Origin of the sequence: Microbacterium sp. zg.Y1084, from assembly GCF_024623595.1 — a bacterium.
Lineage (GTDB): Bacteria > Actinomycetota > Actinomycetes > Actinomycetales > Microbacteriaceae > Microbacterium > Microbacterium wangruii.
In genome coordinates, this window is record NZ_JANJGV010000002.1 from 408,463 (window position 1) to 420,988 (window position 12,526).

General features: G+C 71.7%; 11 protein-coding genes. 4 read left to right on the forward strand and 7 right to left on the reverse strand.

The genetic code is table 11. From position 1 onward, the window contains the following. Positions 1–8: 8 nt before the first annotated feature. On the forward strand, positions 9–2,798 hold the full coding sequence (ligD, locus tag NQ165_RS03225) for a non-homologous end-joining DNA ligase (RefSeq protein ID WP_257531219.1): 2,790 nt from the start codon (positions 9–11) through the stop codon (positions 2,796–2,798). An 18-nt stretch (positions 2,799–2,816) separates the two neighbouring features. Here the strand turns inward: ligD and NQ165_RS03230 are convergent, their stop codons facing one another. From NQ165_RS03230 to murI, 4 genes are all read right to left on the reverse strand, one after another. Then, positions 2,817–3,731, reverse strand: coding sequence for a cation diffusion facilitator family transporter (locus tag NQ165_RS03230; RefSeq protein ID WP_257531221.1), 915 nt, complete (start codon positions 3,729–3,731; stop codon positions 2,817–2,819). Between the two features lie 68 nt (positions 3,732–3,799). Next, complete coding sequence (gene rdgB / locus NQ165_RS03235; protein ID WP_374679363.1) at positions 3,800–4,426, reverse strand: RdgB/HAM1 family non-canonical purine NTP pyrophosphatase; 627 nt, start codon at positions 4,424–4,426, stop codon at positions 3,800–3,802. Next, positions 4,423–5,166, reverse strand: a complete 744-nt coding sequence (rph, locus tag NQ165_RS03240) for a ribonuclease PH (protein WP_257531223.1) — start codon at positions 5,164–5,166, stop codon at positions 4,423–4,425. Before rph ends, rdgB begins: the two co-directional genes overlap by 4 nt. 30 nt (positions 5,167–5,196) lie before the next feature. Then, positions 5,197–6,015 (reverse strand): glutamate racemase, encoded by an 819-nt coding sequence (murI, locus tag NQ165_RS03245; protein WP_257531225.1) that lies wholly within the window; start codon positions 6,013–6,015, stop codon positions 5,197–5,199. Between the two features lie 39 nt (positions 6,016–6,054). On the opposite strand from murI, the gene NQ165_RS03250 reads away from it, so the two are divergent. Next, positions 6,055–7,389, forward strand: coding sequence for a nicotinate phosphoribosyltransferase (locus tag NQ165_RS03250; RefSeq protein ID WP_257531227.1), 1,335 nt, complete (start codon positions 6,055–6,057; stop codon positions 7,387–7,389). Positions 7,390–7,402: 13 nt separating this feature from the next. On the opposite strand, the gene NQ165_RS03255 is transcribed toward NQ165_RS03250, so the two are convergent. The 3 genes from NQ165_RS03255 to NQ165_RS03265 are packed head-to-tail and all read right to left on the reverse strand — an operon-like array spanning position 7,403 to position 10,590. Beyond that, positions 7,403–7,669 (reverse strand): DUF3039 domain-containing protein, encoded by a 267-nt coding sequence (locus NQ165_RS03255; RefSeq protein ID WP_257531228.1) that lies wholly within the window; start codon positions 7,667–7,669, stop codon positions 7,403–7,405. 39 nt (positions 7,670–7,708) lie between these two features. Beyond that, complete coding sequence (locus NQ165_RS03260; RefSeq protein ID WP_257531230.1) at positions 7,709–9,271, reverse strand: hypothetical protein; 1,563 nt, start codon at positions 9,269–9,271, stop codon at positions 7,709–7,711. Beyond that, on the reverse strand, positions 9,247–10,590 hold the full coding sequence (locus NQ165_RS03265; RefSeq protein ID WP_308495331.1) for an ABC transporter ATP-binding protein: 1,344 nt from the start codon (positions 10,588–10,590) through the stop codon (positions 9,247–9,249). Before NQ165_RS03265 ends, NQ165_RS03260 begins: the two co-directional genes overlap by 25 nt. Positions 10,591–10,787: 197 nt before the next feature. Between NQ165_RS03265 and NQ165_RS03270 the strand changes: the two genes are divergently transcribed. Then, positions 10,788–11,480: a phosphocholine cytidylyltransferase family protein gene (locus NQ165_RS03270; RefSeq protein ID WP_257531232.1), complete on the forward strand. Its 693-nt coding sequence runs from the start codon at positions 10,788–10,790 to the stop codon at positions 11,478–11,480. A gap of 50 nt (positions 11,481–11,530) precedes the next feature. Beyond that, entirely contained in the window at positions 11,531–12,505 is a 975-nt protein-coding gene (locus NQ165_RS03275; protein WP_257531234.1) for a hypothetical protein, read from the forward strand. Positions 12,506–12,526 lie beyond the last annotated feature (21 nt).

The following is a 12,526-nucleotide window of genomic DNA, read 5'->3' on the forward strand; positions in this document are numbered from 1 at the left end:
CTGCTGACATGGCAGGTGAGGGTCAGCTCGTGCGCATCGACGGTCGCCGGCTGCGTCTGACGAACCTGGACAAGGTCCTCTACCCCGCCACCGGCACCACCAAGGGCGAGGTGATCGACTACGTCACCCGGGTCGCTCCGGCGATGATCCCGCAGATCACGGGGCGACCGGTCACCCGCAAACGGTGGCCCGAGGGTGTCGATGCCCCGTCTTTCTTCGCGAAGGATCTCGAACCGGGCGCGCCCGACTGGGTGAAGCGGATGCCGATCGCGCACTCGACCGGCGCGAAGGACTATCCGCTGGTCGAGGATCGCGCGACGCTCGTGTACCTGGCTCAGGTGGCGAGCCTGGAGTTGCACGTCCCCCAGTGGCGGTTCGCCCCCGATGGCGGCCGCGCTGCCGCCGACCGGATCGTGCTCGACCTCGACCCGGGCCCGGGAATGGGCTTGGCGGAGTGCGCGGAGGTCGCGCGGCTGCTCCGCGCGATCTTGACGGACATGGGTCTCGAACCGTACCCGGTGACCAGCGGCAGCAAGGGGATCCACCTCTATGCGGCGCTGCCGGGGACGCAGACGAGCGAGCAGATCACGATCGTGGCGCGGGAACTGGCCAGAGCCGTGGAGGCGGACCATCCCGACCTCGTCGTGAGCCAGATGGCCAAGGCGCAGCGCACCGGGCGGGTGTTCATCGACTGGAGCCAGAACAACGGCTCGAAGACCACGATCGCGCCCTACTCCCTGCGCGGTCGCGAACAGCCCACGGTGGCGGCGCCGCGCACGTGGGCGGAGCTCGACGACCCCGATCTGCGACACCTCCTGCTGGGCGAGGTGCTCGCCCGTGTGGAGGCGGGAGAGGACCCGATCGCCCCGCTGGGGTTCGCGGCGGGCGCCCGGGCATCGACGGCGGGGCCGCTGGCCACCTACATCGCCAAGCGCACGGCGGGAGCCACCCCCGAGCCCGTCCCGGCCAACGCGCTCGGCGGCCGTGCGGCCGGAGACGGCCTGCCCCGCTTCGTGATCCAGGAGCATCACGCCTCACGGCTGCACTGGGACTTCCGGCTGGAGCGCGACGGCGTGCTGGTCAGCTGGGCGGTGCCCAAGGGCGTGCCCGAATCACCGGACCGCAATCACCTCGCCGTGATGACCGAGGATCACCCGCTGGAGTACGCCGCGTTCGAGGGGGAGATCCCGCGCGGCGAGTACGGCGGGGGCACGGTCACGATCTGGGACGAGGGCGTCTACGATCTCGAGAAGTGGCGGGACGACGAGATCATCCTCACCGTTCACGGGAGGCCGGGCGGGCCACTCGGCGACGTGCGGCTGGCGCTCATCCGCACCGACGGAGCCGGCGAGAAGTCGACTTGGCTGATGCACCGGATGAAGCCCACCGCGGCCGGGGGCGCTGTCGCCGCCGCGCGCCCCCCGCATGCCGGCGCCCCGTCCGGCGCCTCAAAATCTCCGACACTCTTGATTCGTCATGTGAGTTCCGGCTCACACCACACCTCCGCGCATCGCCCCCCGGCCGACGCCACCGCGCACCGCCCCCCGGCCGACGCCGACCGTGTGAGCGGGAAGTCACCCGGCGGGAATCAGACCGACGACCCGCTCGGCGAGGGTGTGAGCGAGGGCTCACCCGGTGATCGTGTGAGCGGGAAGTCACATGACGAATTGACCGGTGCCGTGGAGGGGGGCGCGGGCCCGAAACACACCGCGCCCGGCCACCGTGTGAGCGGGAACTCACATGACGAATCGAGAGGACAACGGAAATCTCGCGGGTCGGGCGAGGATGACGATGGCCTTGCGCGCACCACGGCTCGCCACGACGACGACCTTCGACCGATGCTGGCGACAGCATCGACCGCGGCGCGTGCAAAGGAGGCCGCCGGCCGGTGGAACGGCGGCGGGGCGTGGGCGGAGCTGAAATGGGACGGCATCCGGTCGCTCGGCGCCTGGGACGGCACGACCCTGCACCTGCGCGGCCGCAACGGAACCGACATCACCGCCCGGTATCCGGAGCTGACCGAAGCCGCGGCCGCCGCGTTCGGCCCGACGCCCGTCGTCGTCGACGGCGAGATCGTGGCCCTCGACGAGACGGGGCGGCCGAGCTTCTCCCTGCTGCAGAACCGAATGCACCTCACCGGCAGCCGGGACATCGCCCGTGAGGCGGCTCGCACCCCGACCGCCTGGTACCTCTTCGACGTCCTCGCCCACGACGGACGCGACGTGACGACCCTCCCGTTGCGCGATCGGCGCAGACTGCTTGACACCCTTCCCACCGCCCCGCCGCGGATCGACGTCCCGCCGGTGCTCGATGACGTCGACACCGCCCTGGCCACCGCGCGTCGACACCGTCTCGAGGGTCTCGTGGTCAAGGACCCCGCCTCGACCTACCGGCGCGGGCAGCGCTCAGAGCACTGGCTGAAGGTCAAGATCACGCACACGCAGGAGGTCGTCATCGGGGCCATCCGGCCGGGCAAGGGCGGCCGCACCGGGTCGATCGGCTCCCTGCTGCTCGGCATCCCCGGCCCCGACGGCCTGCAGTACGTCGGCCGCGTCGGCTCGGGGTTCAGCGACCGCACGTTGGCGCGGCTCGACGAGACTCTGACCCCGCTGCGCACCGACGCCGACCCGTTCGTCGGCATCCCCCGCGCCGACGCCTCCGACGCGCTCTGGGTGCGCCCCGTGACCGTCGCGGAAGTCGAGTACGCCGAGTTCACCCCGGGCGGCACGCTCCGTCACGCGCGCTGGCGCGGCCTGCGTCCCGACAAGACGCCGGACGAAGTGACGCGGGAGGAATGAGGGCGCACCGCCCACGTCTCACGCATGCGCGTCATGCTCGACGTGCCCGGCGGGCTCGAGCTGGAACGTCGAGTGCGCCACGTCGAAATGGTCCGACAGACAGGACTGCAGCCGGGTCAGGATCTCGGTCGCCGGTTCGCGGGCCAGGTAGGCATCGTCCACCACGACGTGCGCCATGAACACCGGAGCGCCGCGGGTGAGCTGCCACACGTGCACGTCATGCACGTCGACGACGCCGGGCGTATCGAGGATGTGCTGCCGGATCTGCGCGACCTGCACGCCCGCGGGCGCGCTCTCCCCCAGCACCGCTGCGACCTCCCGGAGGAGGGTCACCGCCCGCGGCACGATGAGTACGGCGATGAGCAGCGACACCAGCGCATCCGCCCGCGTCCACCCCGTGAAGACGATCACGACGGCGGCCACGATCACCGCCGCCGACCCCAGCAGGTCGCCCAGCACCTCCAGATACGCGCCGCGCACGTTGATGCTGCGCTTCTGCGCCGCGCCCAGCAGCCACAGCGAGATGGCGTTGGCGATGAGGCCGACCACGGCGACGAAGAGCATGAGACCGCCGGCGACCTCGGCTCCGGCGGGATCCAGCAGCCTGCGCACCGCCTCGACCGTGATCCCCACCGCCAGCGCCAGCAGGATGACGGCATTGATGAGGGCCCCGAAGACCTCCGCGCGCTGGTAGCCGAAGGTGGCACGCTCGTTCGCGGGGCGCGCGGCGACCGTGCTCGCGATGAGCGCGATGACCAGCGCGGCCGCATCGGTGAACATGTGTCCGGCGTCGGCCAGCAGCGCCAGCGACCCCGACAGCAGGGCGCCGACCACCTGCACGACCAGCACGACCGCGGTCAGCGCCAGCGACATCGCGAGCAGGCGCCGATTGCCGGCGCCGCGGATGCCGCGGACGGGTGCGTGGTCGTGCATGCCTCCACGCTACGTCCGCGACGACGCCGCCGGACCCCCATCAGCGCTGTCGGGAATGAGACCCGTTCTCAGGCCTCGAGGTCCGCCAGCAGCGGCGTGAGCGCGGCGAACGCGCGCGCGCGGTGCGAGGCGGCGTTCTTCTCCCCCGCCGACCACTCGCCGACCGTGCGCTCCTCGTTTTCGGGCTGGTCGGCGGGGATGAAGATCGGGTCGTACCCGAACCCTCCGTCACCGGCGGGAGCCGTCGCCAGGCGACCGTCCCAGACGCCCTCGACGACGTGCTCCGCGCCCCCGGGGAGCACCAGCGCGATCGTCGAGACGAAGTGCGCGGTGCGGTGCGGGTCGGCGATGTCGCTCAGCTGGTCCAGCAGCAGTTCGAGGTTCGCCGTGGCATCCTTCGCGTGTCCCGCCCAGTACGCGGAGAAGACGCCGGGCGAGCCCCCGAGCACGTCCACGCACAGCCCGGAGTCGTCGGCGAGGGCGGGCAGGCCGGTGTGCGCAGCGGCGGCCCGCGCCTTGATGAGGGCGTTCTGGGCGAACGTGACGCCGTCCTCGACCGGCTCGGGGCCGTCGTAGCCGACGACCTCGAGGTCGGGGCGGGTCGCCCGCACGATCGACTGGAACTCCTCGATCTTGTGCGGGTTGTGGGTGGCCAGCACGACGCGGCCGCCGGGCAGGGCGCTGCCGGCGCTCACTGCGCCGGCGCTTCCAGCGCGGCCGCCTGCAGGTCGCGCAGGTCGGCGCAGCCGGCCACACCCAGTTCGAGCAGCGCATCGAGCTCGCGCTTGTCGAACGGTGCACCCTCGGCGGTGCCCTGCACCTCGACGAACAGTCCACGGCCGGTGACGACGAGGTTCATGTCGGTCTCGGCGCGCACGTCCTCGACGTACGCCAGGTCGAGCATGGGCTCCCCGTCGATGATGCCGACCGACACCGCCGCCACCGAGTCGACCAGCACCTGCGACCGCTGCGCGATGAACTTCTTCTCCCGGCCCCACTCGATCGCGTCCGCCAGCGCGACGTATGCGCCGGTGATCGCCGCGGTGCGGGTGCCGCCGTCGGCCTGCAGCACGTCGCAGTCGATCACGATCGTGTTCTCGCCCAGCGCCTTCGTGTCCACGACGGCGCGCAGCGCGCGACCGATGAGGCGTGAGATCTCGTGGGTGCGACCGCCCACACGGCCCTTGATCGACTCGCGGTCATTGCGCGAGTTCGTGGCCCGCGGGAGCATCGCGTACTCGGCGGTGACCCAGCCCTTGCCCTTGCCGGTGAGCCAGCGTGGCACCCCGTTGGTGAAGGACGCCGTGCACAGCACCTTGGTGCCACCGAAGGAGATCAACGCCGATCCCTCGGCATGGGCGCTCCAGCCGCGCTCGATGGTGACGGGACGCAGGTCGTCGACGGCGCGGCCGTCGGCTCGGATGATGTCGCTCATGTCTCTCCAGGGGGTGGGCGGACCCGGGGGTCAGCGGGGCAGGTCGATGGCGCCGGTCTGCACCAGGCGCACGGAGCTGACTTCGCGCCCCATGAGTCGGTGCGCGAGACGCAGGAAGTCGTCGGCCGAGGTGCCGGTGGCCTGGTAGTCGTGTTGCGAGATGGCGGTCGTCGAGGCGAGCAGGTCGCGCGAGACCAGCTGACGGTAGACGTCCTTCGCGGTCTCGGTGTCGCTGGAGACCAGCGACACCTCCGGTCCCATCACGTAGCTGATGGCGCCCTCGAGGAACGGGTAGTGCGTGCACCCGAGCACGAGGGTGTCGACCGCCGCGTGACGCAGCGGCGCGAGGTACTCCTCGGCGACCTCCAGCACCTCGGGAGTGTCGGTGATGCCGGCCTCGACGAAGTCCACGAAGCGCGGACACGCACGGGCGGAGACCGCGAGCCTCTCGTTGACCTCGAGCATGTCCTGGTAGGCGCGGGAGCCGATGGTGCCCTCCGTGCCGATCACGCCGATGCGGCCGTTGCGGGTGGTGGACATCGCGGTGCGCACGGCAGGGCCGATGACCTCCACCACCGGGACGTCGTAGCGCTCACGTGCGTCGCGCAGCACGGCCGCAGAGGCGGTGTTGCAGGCGATCACGAGCATCTTGACGCCCTCGTCCACCAGGGTGTCGAGCACTTCCAGCGAGTAGCGGCGTACGTCGGCGATCGGCTTGGGTCCGTACGGCGAGTGGGCGGTGTCGCCGAGATACAGGATCGACTCCCGCGGCAGCAGCGCCGATACGGCGCGCGCCACGGTGAGTCCGCCGACGCCGGAGTCGAAGATTCCGATCGGGGCGTCGTTCACGTCCCCCAGCCTACGCGAGCGCCTGGATAGGCTGACCCCATGAGCGTCGCGCCCCCCAGCACCGCACTGTTGACCGACCGGTACGAGCTGACGATGCTCGACGCCGCGCTGCACGACGGGTCGGCCGATCGCCGCTGCGTCTTCGAGCTGTTCGGCCGCCGCCTCCCGGGCGCGCGCCGGTTCGGCGTCGTGGCGGGAACCGGGCGTCTGCTGTCGCTGCTGCAGGACTTCCACTTCGGCGACGACGAACTGCGCTACCTGCGCGACAACAGAGTCGTGGATGCCGCCACCGTGGCCTTCCTGGAGGACTACCGGTTCAGCGGCACCATCACCGGCTACCGCGAGGGGGAGGTGTACTTCCCCGGGTCGCCGGTGCTCACCGTCGAGGGAACGTTCGCCGAGGCCGTCGTGCTGGAGACGCTCGCCCTCAGCGTGCTCAACCACGACTCCGCCGTCGCCAACGCCGCCGCGCGCATGAGCATCGCCGCGGGCGACCGGCCGCTCGCCGAGATGGGCTCGCGCCGTGCCGGCGAGAACTCCGCCGTCGCCGCCGCCCGCGCGGCCTACATCGTCGGATTCGGGGCGACCAGCAACCTCGAGGCCGGGCGCACCTGGGGTATCCCCACGATGGGCACGGCGGCGCACTCCTGGACGCTGCTGCACGATTCCGAAGAGGATGCCTTCCGTGCGCAGATCGACGCACTCGGCATCGACACCACCCTGCTGGTGGACACCTACGACATCCGCCGCGGCGTCGAGACGGCGATCCGTGTGGCGGGCACCGGGCTCGGCGGCGTGCGCATCGACTCCGGCGACCTTCCCACCGTCGCCGCCGAGGTGCGCGCGCAGCTCGATGCGCTCGGCGCGACCGAGACGAAGATCACCGTGACCAGCGATCTCGACGAGTTCGCGATCGCCGCGCTGGCGGCATCCCCCGTCGACTCCTACGGGGTGGGGACGTCCGTCGTCACCGGCTCCGGCGCGCCGACGGCGGGCATGGTCTACAAGCTCACCGCGCGGCAGGGGTCCGACGGATCATGGGTCGCGGTGGCGAAGGCATCCACCGACAAGGGGTCCAAGGGCGGCCGCAAGGCCGCGTTCCGCACCCTCGATCGCGGGGTCGCCACAGCCGAGCTGATCGCCGTGGCCGACGGTTTCGAAGAGGTCCCCACCGCCGCCGACCACCCGGAGGCGCGGGCGCTGCAGGTCACGCTCGTCGACGGCGGAGACGTGGATGCCGCCTACCTCGGCGCCGCCGGGGTGGGCGCCGCCCGCGAACATCACTTCGCCGTGCGGGAGGAGCTGCCGGTGCGCGCCCTCGCGCTCAGCAGGTCCGACCCCGCCCTCCCGACGCGATTCGTCGACGTCGGGTGAATCGCGGCCGGCGTCAGGTGTTCAGGGACTCGTAGATCTCCTTGCACGCGGGGCAGACCGGGAACTTCTCCGGGTCGCGGCCCGGAGTCCATTTCTTGCCGCACAGCGCGCGCACCGGCTTTCCGGTGAGGGCGGATTCGAGGATCTTCTCCTTCTTGACGTAGTGGGAGAAGCGCTCGTGGTCGCCGGGCTCGATGTTCTCTTCTCGGATGAGCTCCTCGAGCTCACGGTCGAGGGTCGCGAGACCCCCCTGGTCGGGGCTGTCGATCGGCGTGCTCATGGTCAGCCATTCTATCCGGGGCGCCCGGTGCGGGGCGGATCAGGTCGCTTCGGCGAATTCCATCAGCCTGCTGCTGCGCCGGTCGAAGATCGCGCCGCCCAGCAGCACGCCGGCAACGAGGATGACCACACCGACGCCCGCACCGGCCCACAGCGCGCGCCACGCCTCCCCCGGGTCCACCGTGAGCGCCAGCCAGCCGAACCACAGGGCGGGAGCGGCCGCGACGAGCGCGCCGACGAGGACGACGCCCTGCGAGAGGGAGCCGCCGGTGCGCTGCGGCTGCTGGAAGGGGCTGTCGCCCGGGCGGGTGACGGCGTACGGCGCCGCCGCGGAGGCGATGCTCGACAGTCCCAGTCCGGAGAGGAACAGCGCCGCGCACACACCCGCGAGTGCGGGCATGACAGCTCCGTCGCCGTGGGCCCAGATCGCCAGCGGCACGGTGACCGCCAGCAGCGGCACGCCCACCAGCAGCACCGGGACCAGTCGCCCCAGCCGATCGGCGGCGCCGCGCACCGCGCCGGCGATGTGCATCCACACCGCCGTGGAGTCATAGGCGAGATCGTTGTGCGGCAGCCAGCCGAGGAAGAGCGCCATGAGGGGCACCGGCACCAGAGCGATGACCTCCGTCGGCACGCCGACGATCGCCAGCGGCACGATCGTCAGCGCTGCGGCCACCGGGATGACCGCGACGTTCACGAGATAGCGGCGGTCGCGGGTCCAGTACACGAGACTCCGGGCGGCGACGGCCCCGGCGGGCGTGCGCGGTGTCATCGCGAACCAGCCCAGTCCCCCGCCCTCGCGCACCGTGGCCGGCCGGGGCGTGGTGGTGAGCATGCGCCGGACCAGCAGGTACCAGCATCCGGCGAGCACCGCGAGCGTGCCCACCGCCACGAGCACGGGCGCGACGACGTCCTCCGGCGTGCCGGCCGCGGCGCCGGCGATGCCGAGGCCGGCGCCGAGCGGCGACAGCGCCAGGCCGCGCACGACGTCGGCCAGCGGCGTCGGCACCTGTCCGTCCCAATCGAGGGAGGCGACGAAGACCACGGCAGGGACGACGAAGACGAGCAGCGCCAGCAACAGGATGCCGGTGAGCTCTCGGGAGCGGCGTTCGTTGAGCACGACGTCGGCGACGGCGAACGAGATGCGGGCGAGCAGCACGGTGGTGGCGAGCCACAGCAGCACCGCGACGACTCCCAGGCCCCACGCGACGCCGTGCGCGTGCCAGACGACCACGACGCATGCCGCGATGGGCAATAGGGCGATGACCGGCAGGCTCACCGCCCCGGCGAGGGCGATGGCGGCAGCGAGCGGGCCCGGTCGCGTGGCCAGGACGGCGAACCGCCGGGGATCGAGCGGGTCGTCACCGCCGGCGACGAGGGGACCCAGCGCGAAGGAGAGGGTGATCGCCGAGCCGGCGAGCACCGTGATGGTCGTCGCCACGGCGTCGGGCGCCTCGCGCAGGGTGAGCAGCGCGGCGCACGCCGCGGCGACGCCTGCCGCCAGGAGGATCAGCCCGCCCGTCATGCGCGCGCGGTGCGATGCGTCGCCGCGCAGCGCTCCGACCAGCAGCGCGAACCTCAGTCGGAGAACGTGTGCAACCACTCCAGGCCTTCCACATCGCTCAGCCCGCCTGCCAGCTCGACGAAGCGCTGTTCGAGGGTGAGCTCGCCGCGCACCTCGTCGACCGTGCCTTCGGCCAGCACCTGTCCGGCCACGATGACGGCGACGCGCGTGCAGACCCGCTCGACGAGCTCCATGCCGTGGCTGGAGAGGATCACGGTGCCGCCGTGGGCGACATAGGCGCCGAGGATGTCGAGGATGACGGCGCTGGAGACCGGGTCGACCGCCTCGAAGGGCTCATCGAGCACGAGCACGCGAGGCGAGTGGATCATCGCCCCCGCGAGCATGATCTTCTTCGTCATACCGCCGGAGTAGTCCGACACCGGCCGCGAGAGGGCGTCGGTGAGGTCGAACGCACGTGCCAGGTCTGCTGCCCTGCTGTCGGCGACGGGACCGGGAAGACCCCGCAGCAGGCCGTAGTAATGCAGCAGCTGGCGGCCGGTGAGCCGGTCGAAGGTGCGCAGCCGATCGGGAAGCACGCCCAGCAGCCGCTTGGCGGCGACGGGGTCGGCTGCGGCGTCGATGCCGTTGACCTTGACGCTGCCGCGGTCGGGACGCAGGAGCCCCGCGATCATCGACAGCGTGGTGGTCTTGCCGGCGCCGTTGGGACCGACGAGGCCGTAGAACGCGCCCGCCGGAACGGTGAGGTCGATGCCGTCGACCACCGCGACACCGCCGAACACCTTCGTCACGCCGCGCAACCGCAGAGCGGGCACGGCGTCGTCCGCGTCGGCGCGCACGTCACCCTCGAGGGAGGCCATGACGGATTCGACCGCGTCGGCACCGGCGACGGAGGTGTCCTCCGGATCGTCGAGCGGCGCGCCATCGTCCGCCTCGGGGGCGGCGCCGGGCTCCGGCTCGGCGGTGGGCTCAGGCTCCACGATCGGCTCAGGCTCAGGCTCAGGCTCAGGCTCGACGATCGGCGCGGGCTCGACGATCGGCTCGGGTTCCACCGCGGGAGCGGGGGCGACGACCGATGACACGGCCGCGCGGTGCTCGGCGATGCGAGCCGCAACGGCGGCCGCCGATTCGGCAGGGCGGGGTGGCAACGTGGCGGGCACCGCCGCGCGGGCCGCTTCGGCCGCCGGGATGGGCGGCAACGGCGGACGCGGAGGCAGCGGCGGCGGGGCGGGGACGAGCGGCGCGACCGCGGCGGCTGCCGGCTTCCGGCTCGCTGCAGAGCCGCGCGGACGGGGCTTGCGCGGCTTCGCCGCAGGCCGCCCTCCCGAACGCTCCACGTCGTTCTGCGCCGGAACGTCATCCGGAGCAGGGTCGTGGGGCAAGGGCAGCGACGCTGTCACCCGACCACGGTATCAAGCAGATCCGACCTCGACGCGGTCGAGCCTCGGATCGGTCATACTTCGTCCGATTTGTCACGAAACGACAACGGCGGCCGGGTATTCTGCCCCTTCTCAGGTGCCCTCGCTACCATTGACCAGGCACAAAGGGGTGTCCTCTCTGTCAACCGACAGTGAACACAGACTTCAGGAGCAACCCCGTGACTCTTCAGACCGTGATCCTCGCAGCCGGCATGGGCTCGCGACTCGGACGCAGCCTGCCCAAGCCGCTCACCGAGCTCAGCGACGGCCGCAGCATCATGCAGCAGCAGCACGACAACATCCGGGCGGCCTTCGGCAAGACCGCTCGCATCACCACCGTCGTCGGCTACCGCGCCGAGACGATCGTCGAAGCCTTCCCCGACGTCGACTACGTGTACAACGACCGCTACGACCAGACCAACACGTCGAAGTCGCTGATGCGGGCGCTGGCCGCCACCGGCAAGGGCGGCGTGCTGTGGATGAACGGCGACGTGGTGTTCGACCCGCGTGTGCTCGGCCGCGCGATCGCCCTGATCGAGGCCGACCGTTCGTTCGTCACCGTCAACACCGCCAAGGTCAGCGACGAAGAGGTCAAGTACACCGTCGACGCCGCCGGCTACATCGCCGGGCTGTCCAAGACGGTGACCGGCGGCATCGGCGAGGCCGTGGGGATCAACTACATCTCCGCCGGCGACAAGCGGGCGTTCATGCGCCAGCTCGCCCGCGTCGATGACCAGGACTACTTCGAGCGGGGCCTGGAGCTGGCCATCGCCGAGGACGGCGTGCGCCTGCAGCCGCTGGACATCTCCGATCTCTACGCCGTCGAGGTGGACTTCGCCGAAGACCTGGAGCGCGCGAACCTCTTCGTCTGACCTTCGCAAGCCGGTGCGTCCCTCCAGGCGGCGTGCATAGGATTCTGCGCATGGCCGACGAGAAGGTGCATCGCATCCACACGCTCGCCGACGATGCGCCGTGGGCGGCAGGTTCGCTCCCCACGGCCACCGTCGACAACCCCCTGCTCGTGCGGATGCTCGACCGGGTGCTGGCGATCCAGCGTCCCGCGGTGGTGGCGCACCTGCGCAGCATCCGGCTTCGGCATCCGGATGCCGGGACAGCGGAGATCGCCCGCATCCTGGAGCGGCGCTACCTCGCCGCGGTCACCGGGGGCGGCGCGACCGTGGGCGCGACCGCCGTCGTTCCCGGCATCGGCACCGGGGTCACCCTCGCACTCGGAGGCGTCGAGACGCTCGGGTTCCTCGAGGCCACGGCGCTGTACGCCCAATCGATGTCCGAGCTCCACGGCATCCCTGTGGACGACCCGGACCGCGCCCGTGCGCTCGTCCTCACCCTCATGCTGGGGCGCGAGGGCATCGATCTGGTCTCCCAATTGGCCGGGCAGGCCGCGGGCAAGGGGGTCACGCGCGACAAGTACTGGGGCGAGATGATCACCAAGACGCTCCCCCGCGCCGCCGTCGGCCCTCTGGTGGACCGGCTGAAATCCACGTTCGTGCGCCAGTTCGCCGCGAAAGGCGGAGCCTCGGTGCTCGGGAAAGCTCTTCCGTTCGGCATCGGAGCGGCTGTGGGCGGCACCGGCAACCACATCCTCGGCCGCCGGGTGCTCGCCAATGCCCGCCGCGGCTTCGGCGCACCGCCGGCGACGTACCCCCCGGAGCTGGAACCCAAGGAGGGTGCCATCCGGCTGGAGCACGCGGCCCTGAGGGGTGCTCGCCGCGCCGGCGGCGCCCTCGCCGCCGCCGGCAGCGGTGCCGCGCACGGCGTGCAGTGGGCGGCTCGGCGCGTGGGCGGCGTTGTCCGTCCCGGCCGACGCGCGATCGAGCGCCGCTCGGACACCGGCGACGACCCCGCGGGGGCAGCAGCCGCGCTCGACGCGGACTGACCCGTCGCGCCCGGTCGGGCG

What these genes read in the sequence shown, in the direction of transcription:
- NQ165_RS03230 (WP_257531221.1), bottom strand. Translation starts at nt 3,731, where the DNA reads ATGCACGACCACGCACCCGTCCGCGGCATCCGCGGCGCCGGCAATCGG.
- NQ165_RS03275 (WP_257531234.1), top strand. Translation starts at nt 11,531, where the DNA reads ATGGCCGACGAGAAGGTGCATCGCATCCACACGCTCGCCGACGATGCG.
- ligD (WP_257531219.1), top strand. Translation starts at nt 9, where the DNA reads ATGGCAGGTGAGGGTCAGCTCGTGCGCATCGACGGTCGCCGGCTGCGT.
- rph (WP_257531223.1), bottom strand. Translation starts at nt 5,166, where the DNA reads ATGAGCGACATCATCCGAGCCGACGGCCGCGCCGTCGACGACCTGCGT.
- NQ165_RS03255 (WP_257531228.1), bottom strand. Translation starts at nt 7,669, where the DNA reads ATGAGCACGCCGATCGACAGCCCCGACCAGGGGGGTCTCGCGACCCTC.
- NQ165_RS03250 (WP_257531227.1), top strand. Translation starts at nt 6,055, where the DNA reads ATGAGCGTCGCGCCCCCCAGCACCGCACTGTTGACCGACCGGTACGAG.